This window comes from Cryobacterium sp. Y82 (assembly GCF_002929495.1).
In the GTDB taxonomy this organism is placed as follows: Bacteria; Actinomycetota; Actinomycetes; order Actinomycetales; family Microbacteriaceae; genus Cryobacterium; species Cryobacterium serini.
In genome coordinates, this window is sequence record NZ_PJJJ01000030.1 from 139,313 (window position 1) to 155,975 (window position 16,663).

Here is a 16,663-nt window from a genome sequence, read left to right on the forward strand (position 1 = left end):
GCTAGGAGCCGGCGCAGTAGGTCAGGGTGATCTCGGAACGCTGGGCGATGTCGCCAGGCGCCAACGACTGGGCCTTAATCGGAGAACCGGACTCCTGGGCGCAGGTGTAATCCGGTTCAGAGAGCGGCGTGAGACTTTCATTGCTGACAAGGTCGATCGCGGCTACGAGGGACTGGCCGGTCAGGTCCCCGAGGGTGACGAGCCCGCTCGATACGGTGTAGTTGACGGTGACGCCGGCAAACTCGGATGCTGACGCGGCCGGATCGGTGCGCAGGACGACGTCGGCCGCCACCGTGGGCGAGTTCTCGGCGGTGACCGATCCCGAAACGAAACCGAGCCCTTCGATCGCGGCTTGGGCATCCGCTACGGGTTGGTTGGTGACGTCGGGAACCACAACGGGCACCGGGCCGGTGGAGACGAAGACCTTGATCACGTCCGAGGGGTTGACGATGGTGTCGGCCGGAGGGTCGCTGCGAATAACCTGGTCTGCGGGCACCGTGGTACTCGATTCCTCGGCGCGGGTGGCCGCGAGATCCAGGTCGAGGAGCGCGTTTTGGGCCTCATCGTAACTCTGGCCGGTGAGTGAAGGCACTTGGCGTGAGCTGTCGGGTAGTTCCACCGACGGTTGCAGGTTCGCGACCCAGATCATGACCGCCACGACGATGACGACGACGCAGACTATTCCAGCCCAGACCCAGATCACGGGAGGGCGTCGCTGTGTGCGCACCATCGTCGTATCTTCGGAGAGCTGCTTGAGCGCCAGGGCCGAACCGGTGACGGCGGTGGGCGCGGAGCCGAAGAGTCCGGCGCCGACCTCTTCGCCGGAATGATGGATGGGAATCTGGCCGGATCCGGCGGTCTCGACATCACCCCGAAACTCCACGGCGCTCTGGTATCGGGCGAATCGGTCCTTGGCTAGGGCGCGCAGCACGACCGAGTCGAGGGCGGGCGATACCCGGGGGTTGAGCGCCGACGGCTTGACCGGCATCTCACTGACGTGTTGGTAAGCAACGGCCACGGGCGTGTCACCGCGAAACGGCGGTCGACCGGTGAGCATTTCGAACAGCACCACACCGGTCGAATACAGGTCGGTGCGCGCATCGACGGATTCACCCTTGGCCTGCTCGGGGGAGAAGTAGGCAGCCGTGCCGAGAATTGCCGTGGTCTGGGCGACCGTGGTGGCCGAGTCGGAGATAGCACGGGCGATGCCGAAGTCCATCACCTTCACCTGGCCGGACTTGGTGATCATGATATTACCCGGCTTGATGTCGCGGTGTACGACTCCCGCCCGGTGGGAGTATTCGAGTGCGGTCAAAACCCCGTCGATGATGCGCACAGCTTCTGCGGCTTCGATCGGGCCCTCATGAATGATGTCCTTGAGCAGCCGTCCGTCAACGTGTTCCATGACGATGAACGGGATCTGCGAGTCGTGGCCCGACTCGTCGGTGACGGTCTCCTCACCGGCATCGAACACGCGCACAATCGTCGGGTGCGCCATGCGTGCGGCGGCTTGCGCTTCCTGGCGGAAACGGGTGCGAAACGCAGGGTCGGCCGCGAGGGTCGACTTGAGCAGCTTGATGGCTACCGTCCGACCGAGCCGGGAATCGGTGCCGATGTGCACATCGGACATGCCACCACGGCCCAGCAGGGCCCCGACACGATAGCGACCGGCGATCAAACGACCAGAGTCAGCCACGTACGCACTCCCCCACAATCAGACCGTATTCGGGTTGGACACAGTGACGCCCACTTTACCGCACGGACTTGGAAAGTTACTCTCCGAGCGCAGTGTCGCCAGTGACGAGCACTTCGGCGGCCGGGGAGAATTCAGAACTGATCTGACCGCAGAAATATCGAAACTTTACCGTGAAATTTTCTGTACCGGCGGTGATCGTAGCCGTAGTTGTTTGAGCGTTGGTCGGATTTGCCGAGGTGATGACGGCGGCACCGCCCTCCGTGACAACCTCATAGCCGGCCAGGGTCTGGCCGGTCGGGCAGGTCTGGGCGTTCCAGTTCACAGTGACAGTCCCTGCCGGAGCGGCCGGTGACGGTGTCGCGGTCGGAGGTGCTGTTGGCGTGCTCGGCATCGCAACCGGCCCGTAGGTGGTGAGCGTGATCGTTGAACCGGCCGGAACGGGGCCCCTGGGGTTGACCAGATACACCCGGTCAACGTCCTCCGCGGTCGCAGCCGCATTGCCGGGTTCGACGTCAGCGACAAATCCCATCTCCACGAGCAAAGCTGCGGCCTCGGCGCTGGGCTTTCCGATGAAGTCGTCGGGATTGACCGACGTATTGGTCGGTGTGGGTGTCGGCGTTGGGCTCGGTGTCGGTGTCGGTATTGGCGACGGTGTGGGTTTGGTCGACGGCGTCGCCGACGTCTCGGCAGGAACCGGCGTCTCGTTGTTCTGGTTGAACAGGGCGATGAGCGTGCCGGTGAGTACGATCACGAGCAGCGTGACGAGAGCGATGAGTGGCCAGGTCCACTTGCTGCGCTTTTTCTTTTCGACATCTGCTGCAGCAGCAGCGGATGCGCGGGTGACAGGAGCACCGCTGGCCGGAAGAATGGTCGTGGCCTGGTCGGAGCCGGCACCAGGCATGAGCATGGTGGCACTGGTGGCCGTGAGACCGCCCAAAATCGAGGGCACAGCCACTGCAGCCGCGGCCACGTCACCGCGACGCAGAGCGGATGCTGCGCGCGCAAGGTGGGCAGCCGACGCCGGCCGGTCGGCCGGGTTCTTGGCCAGGCAGGCGAAGACCAGGTTGCGCACCGGTTCGGAGACGGTTACCGGCAGGTCGGGCGCGATCTCATTGATCTGCGCCATAGCGATGGCGACCTGCGACTCACCCGTGAACGGACGTCGTCCGGCGAGGGACTCGTACGCGACGATGCCGATCGAGTAGATGTCGGTGGTCGGCGAGGCCGGGTGACCGCTGGCCTGCTCGGGTGAGAGGTACTGTACGGTACCCATGACCTGGCCGGTCGCGGTGAGGGGCACCTGGTCGGCGATGCGGGCGATGCCGAAGTCGGTGATTTTCACTCGACCCTCTGGCGTGATGAGCAGGTTGCCTGGCTTGATGTCGCGGTGCACGAGGCCCGCGGCGTGGGCGGCGTGCAGTGCGGCCGAGGTCTGCGCGACAATGTCGAGCACCTTGTCGGTCGGTAAGACGTGTTCGCGTTCGAGAATGGTGGACAAGGCTTCGCCGGGAACGAGTTCCATGACGAGGAAGGCGCTGCCGTCTTCTTCGCCGTAGTCAAAGACATTCGCGATGCCCTCGTGGTTGACGAGTGCGGCGTGGCGGGCTTCGGCACGGAAGCGCTCAAGAAAGCCCGGGTCGCCGAGGTACTCGTCTTTCAAAATCTTGATGGCGACGCTTCGTCCGATGACGAGGTCGGTGGACTTCCACACCTCGCCCATGCCGCCGATCGCAATGCGCGACTGCAGCTCGTATCGTCCCCCGAAGGTGAGGCCTGCTGTGGGTCTCATTTGTTAAGCACCGCCTCTAGTACTTTCTTTGCGACAGGTGCGGCAAGTTTGTTGCCGAACCCGGTTTGTCCTTCTCCCCCGCCGTTCTCTACGAGAACGGTGATGGCGTATTGCGGGTCGTTCGCCGGTACGAAGCCGGTGAACCACAGTGTGAACGGATCTGTTGACCCGTTTTGCGCCGTGCCTGTTTTTCCCGCCACGTCAACCCCGTCTATTCTTGCATTGCTTGCCGCACCATCCTGAACGCCGTTGATCATCATGGCGGTGATCGTCGCAGCGGTTTCTTCGCTCATCACGCGCCCGAGTTCGGCCGGTTCAAAGGTTTGGATGGCACTGAGGTTGGGCGCGAGAATTTCCTGCACCAGGTTGGGCGCCATCACGACCCCGCCATTGGCGATGGCACCACTGACCATGGCCATCTGCAGCGGCGTCGCCTGAACGTTGAACTGACCGAACGCCGACTGCGCCGTCTGTGGATCGTCGAGTCCGCGCGGGTAGACGCTCTCGGAGACGTTCATCGGAATGCTGTGGTTACTGTTGAAACCGAATTTCTCCGCCGTCTCACGGATGGCCGTGTCGCCCAGCTCGACGCCGAGTTCAGCGAACGGGATGTTGCAGGAGAGTCGTAGAGCGGTGGCGAGGGTAACCGTCTCGCCAGCGCCGCAGGGTGCTCCGCTGGAGTTCTCGATCTCACTCGTCGTGCCGGGCGCCGTATAGACGGAAGGATTCGGAAAGGTGCTCTCTGGGGTGTACTCGCCCGATTCGAGCGCGGCCGTGGTGACGACGAGCTTGAAAATCGATCCGGGAGGGTTGAGCGAATTGATCGCCCGGTTGATCAGCGGGTCGTTCGGGTCGGCCAGGAGGGCGTCGTAGCTTGCAGTGACCTCGGCGTTGTTGTGCACCGTGAGCAGATTCGGGTTGAAACCTGGTTTGGAGACCATCGCCAGGATGCGGCCGGTGGCGGGCTCTGTAACGACGACGGATCCGGTGTAGTCGCCGAGGGCATCCCAGGCGGCCTGCTGGGCGATCGGATCGATGGTCACCTCGACGGCGGCACCCTTCGGGTCCTGGCCGGTGACGAGGGCGCTGATCTTGTCGAAGAATTGGGAGTTTGACGTGCCGGTGAGTTCGGCATTGAGGGCGAACTCGAGCCCGGTCGGTTCGCCGTTAATGGGGATGTATCCGGTGATCGGCGCGTAGAGCTCGGGATTGGTATACGTGCGCAGAAATTTAAAATCGTCGTCGGCCGGCATCGACTGCGCGATTGGCTCGCCGTTGACGAGGATGGCACCGCGTTCGACCTGGTAGCTGTCGTAGAGCGTGCGCGTGTTGCGCGGGTCGGCCGACAGGTTGTCGGCCTGGAAGGCCTGCACGATCGAGGTGGAGCCGAGTAGGGTGACGAACATCAGCATTACAACGATGCTGACGCGCTTGAGTTCGCGGTTCACTTAGACCACCAGCCGGGGTTGATTGCGCACGGTGTCGGAGAGCCGCAGCAACAGGGCCGCGATGATCCAGTTAGCTACGAGCGATGAGCCGCCGGCGGCCAGGAACGGGGTGGTCAGGCCGGTGAGGGGAATGACCCGGGTGACACCGCCGATGACAATGAAGCACTGCAGGGCCACGACGAAGGCGAGGCCGACAGCGAGCAATTTGCCGAAGTCATCCTGCCCGGCGAAGCCGATGCGGAACCCGCGGGCCACAAACAGAAGGTAGAGGGCGAGGATGGCGAAGATTCCGGCGAGCCCAAGCTCCTCGCCGAGGCTCGCGATGATGTAGTCGCTCTGCGGCACCGGGGTGATCTCCGGACGTCCCTGGCCCCACCCGGTGCCGAGCAGTCCGCCCTTGGCGAGGCCGAACAGCCCCTGTACGAGCTGAAAGCTGCCGCCTTTGGCGTCGTAGACAGCCGGGTTGAGGGCGTCAAGCCAGTTGGTGAAGCGTCCGTTGACGTAGTTGAGGGTCTGGCTGGCAATGACGGCGCCACCGAGGAAGAGGCTCATGCCCATGATGACCCAGCTGAGGCGGCCGGTGGCCAGGTAAAGCATGACCAGGAACAGACCGAAGTAGAGCAGGGCGGTGCCGAGGTCACGCTGAAAGATGATGACTGACATCGACAGGGCCCAGACGACGAGAATCGGACCGAGATCCCGAAAGCGGGGAAAACGAGCGCCGAGAAACTTTTTGCCGACCATGGAAAGACTGTCGCGGTTGCGCACCAAGTAGCCGGCAAAGAACACGGCTAGGGCGATCTTGGCGATCTCACCCGGCTGGAAGGTGCCGAAACTGCCAACACTGATCCAGACCCTGGCGCCACTGATCTCTTTGCCCAGGCCTGGAACGAGCGGTAGAAAGAGCAGGAGCACACCGACGAGGCCGGCGATGTAGGTGTAGCGAAACAGTACGCGGTGGTTACGGATGACCAACAGCACGATAATGGCGCAGAAGATGGCCAGGGCGCTCCACACCGTCTGGCGTACGGCGGCGCTCTCCCACCCGGAGTCGTCAACGGCGATGTCGATGCGGTAGATCATGGCGATGCCGATGCCGTTGAGCACGGTGGCAATCGGCAGAATAAACGGGTCGGCATCGCGGGCGACGAAGCGCAGCACGACGTGCAGGCTGATTACCAGAACGGACAGGCCAGCGCCGAGCAGCACGAGGGTCGGGTCGAGTTCGCCGAGCGCGCCCAACTGCACCAGCACGACCGCGCCGGCATTAATGAAGGAGGCGATAAGCAGCAGAAAAAGCTCGAGGTTGCGCAGCTTCTGCGGCAGGTGCAGGCGACGGACCGGCTCAGTCGCCGGTTGTGTCTGAAGAGCGGATGCCTTATTCAACGATTGCACCCTTCAATCGCTCGACGATAGCCAGCGCGTCGGTCAAAGAGCCTGCGTTGATGGTTTGCTCCACCTGCTGGCGGTCGTAGACGCGCAGGTCAGAGAGAATGAGGTCGGTATCTTCGTAGACGCTGGACAGTTTGATCGGGCCGATGTCCTGCTGCACGCCCTGATAAATAGCGACGTTGGAACCGTCAACGCCCACGAAGTAGCGGGTCTGGGTCCATTGGTAGCCGAGAACAGTGGTCGTGATGATGCTGAGCACCAGCAGAAATACACCGACCAGCCAGGTGATCTTCCGGCGCCGGGCACGGCGAGCATCCTCTTCGATCAGCTCGGAGAGGTAGTCCTGGGAATCGGGCTCGAAATGCGTTTCACGCACCGGATGCAGGCGGAGGGCCGGGATGCGCAGGGCCCGATTGCGGCTGGGCTCCTCCCCAAACGCGAGTGGATTCGCCGCGGAACCAACGATGACCGGGCTGTCGGTGCGCGCGACGCCTTCGCCGATGTCGACGATGACGACGGTCACATTGTCTGGAGCGCCGCCGTCGAGGCTTTCTTTAACGAGAAGGTCGGCGACATCCTGCGCGTTCGCCCCGCTCGCCAGGGCTGAGGCCATGGCGTTGTGGGAGACGACGCCGGTGAGACCGTCGGAGCACAGCAGCCAACGGTCGCCGGCGATCGTGGCGAGGATGGACGTATCGATCTCAGGGCTCGCCTCGACGTCGCCGAGAACGCGCATGAGTACGGAGCGGCGCGGATGCACCATGGCTTCAGCCTCGGTGATGCGGCCGCTGTCAACCAGACGCTGCACGAAGGTGTGGTCAATGGTGATCTGGGACAACTCATTATCGCGCAGCAAATAGATGCGCGAATCGCCGATGTGCGCGATCGCGACCTCGTTCTCGAGCACCACGATAGCGCTGACGGTGGTACCCATGCCGGTGAGCTCGGCGTGCTCGAACACGGTCTCGGCCAGCTGGGCGTTGGCGCCGATGAGGGCGGCCTGCAGGGCGAATTCGGCGTCTTGGGCGCTCGCGTAGGGCTTGTCGGCCTCGATGATGCGCTTGGTCGCGATTGATGACGCGACGTCACCACCGGCGTGGCCTCCCATACCGTCGGCGACCACAAACAGGGAGTGTCCGGCGTAACCGGAGTCCTGGTTGTTGGAGCGAACTCTGCCGACGTGGGACGTGGCCGCGCTGTGACTTACCGTCGCCATGACTTACCGCCGAAGCTCGAAGCTGGTGGCGCCGATCTTCACGGTGGCGTTCAGGGAAATTTTAGTCGGCACGGTGACGCGGGAACCGGCCAGGAAGGTGCCATTGGTGGAGTCGAGGTCTTGCAGCATCCACTCATCGTTCCAGAGCATGAGGCGAGCGTGGTGCGTGGAGGTGTAGTCATCGCGGATGACCAGGCTGGAGTCGCTCGAACGGCCGATGGTGATGGTGTCGGTGCCCAGCGGAAACTCGGTGCCGGCTTTCGGACCGCTCGTGATGACCAGACGGGTGGTGTTCTGGCTCGTAGCCAGTTCAGCGTCGGTGGTCGGACTGGCGCGCGCTACCGGTGCGGTGAAGGCCTCGGCGGAGGGGACGGGGACTGCGGCGGAGACAGCGGATGCCGCGGGCGCGACATCCGTTTTCATCTTGCGCACGCGCTGCCCAAACAGGTCGCTGCGCAGGGCGTAGACGATGCCGAAGATGAACATCCAGAGCAGGAGGAGGAAGCCGATTCGCAGCACCAGCAGGGTTAGTTCGCTCACGTTCATGAGTTCGGCCCCCAGAATCCGCCCATGTCGTGGCGTTCGGTGGCCGGGTCGACCGCTGGTGCGGCGCGCGGGTACTCGCGGGAGTCTGGCGAGGCCTGGGCGAGTACGCGGAACACGATGCGCGTGCGGCCGATCGTGACGATCGAGTCGGGCTCGAGAATGGCCTGGGTGACGGGAGCGCCGTTGAGCTGGGAACCATTGGTGGAGCCGAGGTCACGCACTTGGGCACGGGCGCCGTCCCAAAGAATTTCGACGTGACGGCGCGAGGTGCCGGTGTCGTCGACGGTGATGTCGGCGTCAGAGCCGCGCCCAATCACGGTTCGGGCCTTGACCAGCGGGTGCCTGGTGCCATTGATATCGAGCACCGGCGTCCAGGCGACGGTGCTCTTGACCGAGCTGGAGTCGATCTGCACCATGCCCTCGCTGAGGCTGCGGTCGTCTTGCAGGGTGATCGTGACGCCGCCGGTGAACTGGTAGCGCTGTTCGGCGCCGTGTTTTTGCACGAGCGCGGTGAGCTCGTCGATGAGGGTGACGCCGAGCGCGCTCATGCGGGAATAGTCGGCGTGGGACATGCGCACGGTGAATCGATTGGGCGCAAGGATGCGATCCCGCGAGACTACAGCGGCCTTGGTGTCGAGCTCACGACGCAGCGCGGAGGTGATTTCCACCGGCTGCAAGCCCGATCGAAAGGTCTTGGCGAACGCTCCATTGACGGCGCGTTCCAAGCCCTTTTCAAAATTATCCAGTATGCCCACAGGTCTCCCGATCCGGTCCGTTTGGCTATGAGCATGTTACTTGTCTCGGGTGACAACCCACTTTGATGGCGCAAACGGCACGAACAGCCATACTACCTGCGGAGGGTCCCTGACCGAATTCCGCGCCCATTATGGGCATTCCACGGGACTTTTTTCGGTGGGTCGCGGCGAGCGGAGGCGGCGCGGCCGGGCCGGCCGGCGGCATCCGGCGGTCACCGCGCCTGTTGGCGGTGACCGCCGGATGCTAGAGCTGGCGCAGCGGCCGACAGGTGCCGCGGCCACGCAGGAGTGGCGCCATTCGTACGCCCGACGCGCCGTCGAATGGCGCTAACCCCCCTCGCAGTGTTAGCATTCCTAAGTTCGCGCGAGTGGCGGAATTGGCAGACGCGCTGGCTTCAGGTGCCAGTGTTCGAAAGGACGTAGGGGTTCAAGTCCCCTCTCGCGCACTGTGGGTGTTTCAGGAAATTGACGTTACGTTTTCATGAAATCCAAGCGAACGGGCCGGTTGAGTAGAAATACTCGGCCGGCCTTCGGTTTTTAACGGTGTGTGCGGCACTCACTGGCGGTTTCGAAATGGCGCCCGCGCGTCAAATGCAAAAATGCCGGCTGGTGGGCAGGCTAAGGCTCTCAGCGAACTAAGCCTTGGTGGAGATGCGGTCTGGGTTGTCGCCGGCAGTGGCGAGCAGGTGCGCGGCAAAAAACGGGCCCACACCGCTTGCGGCTATGAGAGCCGGATTCTGCCGGCTGGCGAGTTGGCCAAGTTGGCCGTCAATAAGGGCGATATCCGCTGTCAGCACCTGATGGCGTAGAGCGAGGCGTTTCGCTGATGCCCGCAGAATCAGCTCCGGAATAGTGCCCGGTGTGGGTCGTGTGCGCGAGAGCACAACCGTGAGTTTGTTGCCGTCGTATCGGCGAAAATCTTGCCGGATGGCCTCGGGTGCGCTCACCAACAGGGCATGGATCTGATTGATGCTGGCCGTGCGCGCCTTGGTGGCAGAGGAGCGTTCCGCAAGTAAGACCCGCATCGACTCGACGTCGCCATCGCGTTGTTTCGGGGTTGATAACCCTCGCCCAGCGAGAACCGACATCGCCGCTTGGTGGGCGTCGAGGGGATCGGATTTGCCGCGCAACCGACGCTCGGCACGGTTGGCGCGAGTGACCTCAACCACGCGCATTCCGGCATTCGCCAAAACGCGGGCAAGTTCCGCACCGTAGGAACCGGTCCCTTCGACGCCAACAGTTTCGACGATGCCGTAGGCGTGGAGGAACTCGATGATTTTGCGATAGCCGCTCCCGACAGCGAGGAACTCCCTGTCGGCGATCGGTTGTCCGTGGTCGTCAACGATAGCGACATAGTGCGTGTCTTTGTGGGTATCAACCCCGGCGAATATGGTTCGTGGTGACTGGGACTGCCCCCGGTTTGGTTGACTCCTGACCTGTGGAGATTCGTCTTCACTGGAAGGATGTCATCATGCCCAAGCCCTACCCACCCGAGTTTCGCCGTGATGTTGTCGCGGTCGCCCGGAAGCACGAAGCTCCGCTGAACCAGATCGCGAAAGACTTCGGGGTCTCGGAGTCCTGCCTGGCGAACTGGTTTAAGAAAGCCGACGTTGAAGACGGCGTCAAGCCAGGAGTCACGGAGAAGGAGTCCGCAGAACTGCGGGATGCGAAGAAACGTATCCGGTTGCTCGAGCAAGAAGCCGAGGTCATACGCCGTGCCGTCGCCTATCTTTCCCGTGACGTCAACCCAAAATGATGTACCCGCTGGTCCGTGAACTGGCCGTCGACAGGATCCCTGTCACGGTGACCTGCCGGGTATTGAACTTGCTCCAAGCAAGCCTTCTTCCAATGGGTTCGTAACCCGGTGTCGTAACGCGATTGGGACGACGCGCACCTCTCCAACGCGGCTGGGACGCCCACCACGACGACCCCGCGTTCGGCTATCGGTTCATCGCCGACGAACTCAATCAGGCCGGCCTGACGGTGGGCGAGAACCGGGTTTGGCGGCTGTGTTCCCAGCAGCGGCTCTGGAGTGTGTTCGCGAAGAAACGCGGCCTGACGCGGAAGGCCGGGCCGCCGGTGCACGATGACCTCGTCAAACGGAAGTTCACCGCGACCCGTCCGAACCAGCTCTGGCTGACCGACATCACCGAGCACCGCACCGACGAGGGCAAGATCTACCTCTGCGCTATCAAGGACGTCTACTCGAACAAGATCGTCGGCTACTCCATCGACTCACGAATGAAAGCGTCGCTGGCCGTCGCCGCCGCCCGCAACGCGATCGGGCAGCGGACCATCGAGGGGACGATCCTTCACTCCGACCGCGGGTCGCAATTCCGGTCTAACGCCTTCGTCCGGGTGCTAAAGAACAACGGCATCACTGGATCGATGGGCCGGGTCGGCGCGTGTGGCGACAACGCCGCGATGGAGTCGTTCTTCGCGTTGCTGCAGAAGAACGTCCTCGACCGGCAACGCTGGGCCACCCGGGACGAACTCCGCCTGGCGATGGTCGTGTGGATTGAACGGACCTACCACCGCCGGCGACGACAACGCCGCCTTGGCAAGCTCACCCCGATCGAGTTTGAGACAATAAACATGGCCTTCAACGCCGCCTAAAACCACTAACCCCCAGAGTCAACTGAACTCGGGGCAGTCCCCTCAGATGTGCTGGATTTTTTCTATCACACTGCACTATTTTCTGCGTACTAAGTCGACTCTGAATGCCCGTCGGAGACGAATTTCGGTCGGTTTTTTCCAGGAGGAACCGGTTCGTGCGACACCGACGATTCCGTCCCGCGTCGAGGAAACCGCCGACGTGCACGTCAACGCCGGCGACGGCCCGAAACCGCTGAGTCGGCCTTATCCTCGTCGTCGTCGGCTAGTGAGCCACTTAGACGCCCCAGAAGCTCATCGCCGCCGCCGATTAATACAGCGACCCGCCCATCTTGAAAATCGTTGACCGCTCACCACGCACACTACTTCACTGCTGCATGAACACCGAGCCGGTTCAACGGTTCATTCTTTTGATCGGCCCGAGCCGACTGACTGGCCAGATTCGTGCAAGTTCTTCTCGCCTGCCATGACTCGTGAACCATCTGATTCCCTCGCGGTCAGACGGTTCTGTTTCCTCGTCGCGGCTATTTCGATCGGGGTGGACGCGTCTTCTGTTGCCCGGCCATGATGCTGATGAACTCGTAAGCGAGATTTGCCGCAGCCACCGAGGTGATCGCTGCGTGGTCATAGGCTGGTGCCACTTCAACGATGTCTGCCGCGACGATCTTGTTGTGCCGAAGGCCACGCACCACGGCCAAGAGTTCACGGCTGGTCATCCCACCGGCTTCCGGTGTTCCGGTGCCCGGTGCGTGTGCCGGGTCGAGGACGTCGATATCCACGGAGACGTAAAGAGGGGTGTCGCCTACCCGTTCGAGGACACGTTCGAGGATGCCATCGACTCCGATACGGTCGAAGTCACGGCAACTGACGATCGTGAAACCTAATTCCTTGTCATCGATGAGGTCTTTTTCATCGTAGAGCGAGCCACGCACGCCAACATGAACCGAGCGGTCCTTGCGAATGAGGCCCTCTTCGGACGCACGACGAAACGGAGAGCCATGTGTGTACGGCATTTCGAAGTAGGTGTCCCACGTGTCGAGGTGCGCGTCGAAATGGACCAAGGCGAGCGGACCGTGCTCGCGGTGGGCAGCGCGGAGAGCGGGCAGGGCGATCGTGTGGTCACCGCCGAGTGAGACCACGGGGGCTCCGTTTGACATGAGTTCAGCCAGCCCCGCCTCGATTTGTGACAGTGCCTTGGGTATGTCGAACGGGTTGCAGTCAATGTCTCCGGCGTCCACCACCTGTGAATCAGAGAAGGGTCTGTTTTCCAGCGCAGGATTGTAGGGACGCAGCAGTCGCGATGCTTCCCGGATCGCAGACGGTCCGAATCTCGCTCCGGGCCGAAATGTGACCCCGGCATCGAAGGGGATCCCCACGACCGCGATGTCAAAGTTCTCGACATCCTCGCGTCGGGGGAGGCGGGCGAAGGTGGTCAGCCCGGCGTAGCGCGGGGATTCCTGGCCATTTACCTGACCGATGATTTTGTTCATGCTAGAAGACTCGATTCGTGTGCGGGGCACTGTTCACCCCGGTTGTCGTGACGATGACAGTGTTCAGATCACCGATTGAAGCGTTCATTGGATGGTGAGGGTGCGAACTCGGAGTCCGATGCGTACTCCGATTTTCGTCCCGCCCTGTCGTGCCGTGGTCGCGGCCACTGGCGACTCGGTCGCGATAGCCGAGCCGCTCCTGACCTGCCAAACGTGTTATTGCAGCTCTGAGACAGGTGCGCTTGGAAGGACGCTTTCCGCTACAGGAATAGCGACAGCCAGTTTTCTCGTCGCCAGCACACAGCCGGCAGCGACAGCAGAGAACACTGCGAGATAGCAGAAGATCAGCCAGGGTGAACCACCAGCGATCCCCAAGAGCGTGGGAAGCACAATCGGTGTCAGCACTCCAGCGGTCAGCGCCGCACCCTGGTACGCGAATGATGTGCCGGTGTAGCGCACGTTGACCGGGAAGATAGACGACAGAATGCTCGCCATCGGGCCATAGTTGCATGCCGTGAACAGGGCGGTCATTGACAGCATGACCGTGATGACGAGCATTGAGCCGGTGTGCGACAGAAGGTACAGCGGAACGGCAATCAATGTGATTCCGACCAATCCGACGACGACGACGTACTGGGGTTTCCACTTGTCGCCCAGAAGGCCGGCCAGTGGCATGAACACCATTTCGAACAGTCCCGCAACGATCAGAGCATTCAGGACAAGAGCCACTGGAACACCAGCCTGCTCCGTGGCATAGGCGAGGAAAAACGATGACGTCACGTAATACCCGCCCGTGGCTACAAGCATGGCACCGATGCCGATGAGGAGTCTCTTGGGCATTTTGGTGAGCACCACACGAGCTGGCGCCTTTGTAATCTCGCCTTTCGCGACTGCACGCACGAACTCAGGCGACTCACCGACCTGAAGACGAATGACCAGTCCGATGATGAGCAGGACCGCAGAAGCAACAAAAGGAATTCGCCATGAACCCGCGACCAGGCCATCTCCGATCATCTCGGAAAGAGCGAACATGGCGGCTGAAAGCGTCGCTCCGACGGCTGATCCAAGCTGTACGAACGAACCGAAGAACGTGCGACGGTTTGCGGGGGCATGCTCGACGGCCAAAAGGGCAGCGCCGCCCCATTCTCCACCCATGGCAACTCCCTGCAGCAGTCGCAAAGTGATCAGGAGGAGAGGAGCGAGTGGGCCAACTGTCTCGTAGGTCGGCAATAGGCCTATTCCTACGGTGCCGAGCCCCATGAGCATGAGTGTGGCGACCAGCACTGGCTTGCGGCCGATCCGGTCACCGAGGTGGCCAAAGATGAATGCACCGATTGGGCGTCCCAGATAACCGAACGATGTCGTTCCGAAAGCAACGATCGTGCCGATAACCGGATCCATATCTGGTGGGAAGAAGACTTGTCTGAAAACCAACGCTGCTGCGGTGGCATAGATGAAGAAGTCGTACCACTCGATGCTCGTGCCGGCGAGTGCGGCGAAAGCAGCTTTGCGAGGACGTGTGTGTGAGGCTTTCGTATTCATGGACTTTGTCCTTACTCGGTTAATATATCGAAGGCTTGCTTCGTGGAGTTACCCTCTAGCGAATCAACGTTGAGTCGTTCGACGACAATGCGAAACAACAGCGTTCCGCATGCCCAAAGCCGACACTAATCCATTTATCGCGAATAAGGCGAAACAATCGACATGGGGTCAGAAAGACTATATTTAGTTGCAAATCTGAAATAGGTTGCTTGAGGAATTGTGTCTGATTGGGGCTTCCAGTCTCATTTCACTGCGTCTCTGCTACTTCAAGTTCAAGTTCAATTTCAATAGAGTTGCAGCATTTTCTTTCATGATGAGTGGGTGGACTTCGGGCTTTATCGGCAGCTCCTGAAAGTCCGTAACCCATCGGTCCGTGCACAGCAGCGATTCATTAAACGCCACCGCGCACCAAAAGCTTCACCCGCCCAAGTGCAGCCTGTTCGCATTTGAGAGACTGGAAAAGCTGATCGAGGAGCCTTCGTTTTCACTGTCAGCGATGTCGAGCCCAAGAACTGACCTGCCGCGGCTATTTCGGACAGCGGAATGGGACTGACTCGTGAACGGTATTTCTGGCCTGACGCGCTGGACGTGGGTCTAGTGACGCGACGTTATGCCGCCCATGACTGGCGCTCCGATGCGACGAACCTGCTCATCATCTCGCCGACCGGGGGCGGGAAAACCTACCTTGCCTGCGCGCTGGCCATTGGCGCTTGCCAGAGTGAGCACTCCGTTTTTTACTTCCGAATGGACGACCTGGCACTAAGGCTCGTCATCGCGCGCGGCGACGGCATCGCCCACCAGAAGTTGTTGAATGAGCTCTCCAACATCGACCTGCTCATCATCGAGGATTTCCTCAACGTCGGCATCGACAGCGACGCGGCCAGCGACATATTCGCGATCCTCGCCAACCGGGAGCACCGGCTCCCGACGATGATCGCCTCGCAGACGGGACCAGCGCACCGGGTCGCCGAGCTGCCTGACCGGGTCGCGGCGGACTCGATCGTGAACCGCCTCGCCAACAACACCCGGATCATCAACCTCGGCCAGATCGACATGCGCCAGCACCGCAACGACCAAGCCCGCGCCCAGAAGAGCTACTGGGAGTGACGCCGGGGGCGGCTCGGGCACCACGCCCGGGCCGCTACCACCTCGTTAGAACCGCGCTACTCGCCACTTCAGCGTCTTGTTGGCGGACTCGACCAGGCTGCGCATGCCGAAGTGCTTGCGATGTTCCTTTGATTTGTAGGCGAATTTCTGCAGGAGGGGAATCTGAAAGTTGCGGGCTTTTTCCCCGTTGTAGGCGCGGTCGACGATGACGAGGCCGCTGGTGGAACCGAGCCGTTGGTGGGAGTCCACGAGCTTCGCTCCGTGCCCGATGATTTCCTCGGGACGGTGAAAACCACCTCCAAAACAGCGGCGCGCTCAGGCTCGGATAGCGCCCACGGCAGCTTCGTTGGCTGGGGCTGGGGCCGGGGCTGCGGCGAAGATGGTGGTCGTGGTGTGCAAGGGTGCTGGCGGTAGCGCATGGCACGTGACCGTCCCACGGCTCGGCACGCGTCCCTGGTGCCGGCGAGGGGGACGAGCTCGATAGTGGTGGTGTCGATTATTTCTCGGTGTTCGTCGCGCTGCTGTTGGTCGAAAGTTGATCCAACAGAGCCGAGAGTTTTTCCTGGATAGTGATCACCTGACGTGCCGTATCCAACTCACCCGTAAGGCGGAGATTCTCCTTTCGCGGCCGGTGAGGGCCGTTCCGGCCGTGCCGTTGGCGATGCTGATGCCTTTCTAGCTGAGGATGGTGGTGATCTGGTCCTGGCCGGCCATGCCCTTCTCGCGCTCGTAGACCCGCGTTACGTGCGCGTCCAGCAGGGTGTGACGCACCTGCGTTGGTGTCGGAACGTTCGGGCGCAGCGAGCGGTAGAACGAGGCCCGCGATACCTTAATTTTGCGGCACATCCAGTCGATGGGGAAGGATGCCTGCTCCGCCAAGATAAACACGAAGTAGTCGTCTAGCGTTGCTTCGCGGCAAAGAAGGCGCGAACTTTTCCCAGGAATTCGATCTCCCTTTTCAGTTCAGTATTCTCCTCCTGCAGGGCCTCGTATTTGGCCCATTCGACCGGGCCCGGTTCGGCAGCATCCGCCTCGGGGTGTTCCTCTTTCCAGAGACGCATTCAGTTGC

The 16,663-nt window shown here is 61.8% G+C and carries 14 protein-coding genes, 1 tRNA gene and 1 pseudogene; 3 read left to right on the plus strand and 13 right to left on the minus strand.

Features of this window, described 5'->3' with window-relative positions; all coding sequences use genetic code 11:
* Position 1: 1 nt before the first annotated feature.
* The 7 genes from pknB to CXY70_RS07780 form a co-directional block, all read right to left on the minus strand.
* Entirely contained in the window at positions 2-1,696 is a 1,695-nt protein-coding gene (pknB, locus tag CXY70_RS07750) for a Stk1 family PASTA domain-containing Ser/Thr kinase (RefSeq protein ID WP_104191798.1), read from the minus strand.
* Positions 1,697-1,772: 76 nt separating this feature from the next.
* Positions 1,773-3,485 carry a protein kinase gene (locus CXY70_RS07755; RefSeq protein ID WP_104191799.1) on the minus strand — a complete coding sequence of 571 codons (1,713 nt, stop codon included), beginning with the start codon at positions 3,483-3,485 and terminating at the stop codon, positions 1,773-1,775.
* Positions 3,482-4,933 (minus strand): penicillin-binding protein 2, encoded by a 1,452-nt coding sequence (locus CXY70_RS07760; RefSeq protein ID WP_104191800.1) that lies wholly within the window; start codon positions 4,931-4,933, stop codon positions 3,482-3,484. The genes CXY70_RS07755 and CXY70_RS07760 overlap by 4 nt, the downstream gene beginning before the upstream one ends.
* Positions 4,934-6,319: an FtsW/RodA/SpoVE family cell cycle protein gene (locus CXY70_RS07765; protein ID WP_369852221.1), complete on the minus strand. Its 1,386-nt coding sequence runs from the start codon at positions 6,317-6,319 to the stop codon at positions 4,934-4,936.
* On the minus strand, positions 6,312-7,541 hold the full coding sequence (locus CXY70_RS07770) for a PP2C family serine/threonine-protein phosphatase (protein ID WP_104191801.1): 1,230 nt from the start codon (positions 7,539-7,541) through the stop codon (positions 6,312-6,314). The genes CXY70_RS07765 and CXY70_RS07770 overlap by 8 nt, the downstream gene beginning before the upstream one ends.
* A gap of 3 nt (positions 7,542-7,544) precedes the next feature.
* Positions 7,545-8,081, minus strand: a complete 537-nt coding sequence (locus CXY70_RS07775; protein WP_199183400.1) for an FHA domain-containing protein — start codon at positions 8,079-8,081, stop codon at positions 7,545-7,547.
* A gap of 2 nt (positions 8,082-8,083) precedes the next feature.
* The gene (locus tag CXY70_RS07780) at positions 8,084-8,842 is read right to left on the minus strand and encodes a DUF3662 and FHA domain-containing protein (protein ID WP_104191803.1); all 759 of its coding nucleotides are present in this window, start codon (positions 8,840-8,842) and stop codon (positions 8,084-8,086) included.
* Between the two features lie 362 nt (positions 8,843-9,204).
* On the opposite strand from CXY70_RS07780, the gene CXY70_RS07785 reads away from it, so the two are divergent.
* A tRNA-Leu gene (locus tag CXY70_RS07785) sits at positions 9,205-9,288 on the plus strand.
* Between the two features lie 189 nt (positions 9,289-9,477).
* On the opposite strand, the gene CXY70_RS07790 is transcribed toward CXY70_RS07785, so the two are convergent.
* Positions 9,478-10,233 carry a transposase gene (locus tag CXY70_RS07790; RefSeq protein ID WP_104191804.1) on the minus strand — a complete coding sequence of 252 codons (756 nt, stop codon included), beginning with the start codon at positions 10,231-10,233 and terminating at the stop codon, positions 9,478-9,480.
* Between the two features lie 80 nt (positions 10,234-10,313).
* Here CXY70_RS07790 and CXY70_RS07795 point away from each other — a divergent pair.
* Positions 10,314-11,458 (plus strand): annotated as a pseudogene (locus CXY70_RS07795) (IS3 family transposase).
* A gap of 521 nt (positions 11,459-11,979) precedes the next feature.
* Here the strand turns inward: CXY70_RS07795 and speB are convergent.
* On the minus strand, positions 11,980-12,945 hold the full coding sequence (gene speB, locus CXY70_RS07800; protein WP_104191805.1) for an agmatinase: 966 nt from the start codon (positions 12,943-12,945) through the stop codon (positions 11,980-11,982).
* Positions 12,946-13,161: 216 nt separating this feature from the next.
* Positions 13,162-14,487, minus strand: a complete 1,326-nt coding sequence (locus CXY70_RS07805) for an MFS transporter (protein ID WP_104191806.1) — start codon at positions 14,485-14,487, stop codon at positions 13,162-13,164.
* A 543-nt stretch (positions 14,488-15,030) separates the two neighbouring features.
* Here CXY70_RS07805 and CXY70_RS07810 point away from each other — a divergent pair.
* Complete coding sequence (locus CXY70_RS07810; protein ID WP_104191807.1) at positions 15,031-15,594, plus strand: ATP-binding protein; 564 nt, start codon at positions 15,031-15,033, stop codon at positions 15,592-15,594.
* 45 nt (positions 15,595-15,639) lie between these two features.
* Here CXY70_RS07810 and CXY70_RS07815 read toward each other — a convergent pair whose 3' ends face one another.
* From CXY70_RS07815 to CXY70_RS17775, 3 genes are all read right to left on the minus strand, one after another.
* Complete coding sequence (locus tag CXY70_RS07815; RefSeq protein WP_104191808.1) at positions 15,640-15,843, minus strand: hypothetical protein; 204 nt, start codon at positions 15,841-15,843, stop codon at positions 15,640-15,642.
* Positions 15,844-16,269: 426 nt separating this feature from the next.
* Positions 16,270-16,482, minus strand: a complete 213-nt coding sequence (locus CXY70_RS07820) for a transposase (protein ID WP_104191809.1) — start codon at positions 16,480-16,482, stop codon at positions 16,270-16,272.
* An 11-nt stretch (positions 16,483-16,493) separates the two neighbouring features.
* Positions 16,494-16,655 carry a hypothetical protein gene (locus tag CXY70_RS17775; RefSeq protein WP_158250933.1) on the minus strand — a complete coding sequence of 54 codons (162 nt, stop codon included), beginning with the start codon at positions 16,653-16,655 and terminating at the stop codon, positions 16,494-16,496.
* Positions 16,656-16,663 lie beyond the last annotated feature (8 nt).

Bases quoted from the DNA above. Each gene is read 5' to 3' on its own strand.
- CXY70_RS07755 (WP_104191799.1), bottom strand. From the start codon at position 3,485: ATGAGACCCACAGCAGGCCTCACCTTCGGGGGACGATACGAGCTGCAG.
- CXY70_RS07770 (WP_104191801.1), bottom strand. From the start codon at position 7,541: ATGGCGACGGTAAGTCACAGCGCGGCCACGTCCCACGTCGGCAGAGTT.
- speB (WP_104191805.1), bottom strand. From the start codon at position 12,945: ATGAACAAAATCATCGGTCAGGTAAATGGCCAGGAATCCCCGCGCTAC.
- CXY70_RS07805 (WP_104191806.1), bottom strand. From the start codon at position 14,487: ATGAATACGAAAGCCTCACACACACGTCCTCGCAAAGCTGCTTTCGCC.
- CXY70_RS07810 (WP_104191807.1), top strand. From the start codon at position 15,031: ATGGGACTGACTCGTGAACGGTATTTCTGGCCTGACGCGCTGGACGTG.
- CXY70_RS17775 (WP_158250933.1), bottom strand. From the start codon at position 16,655: ATGCGTCTCTGGAAAGAGGAACACCCCGAGGCGGATGCTGCCGAACCG.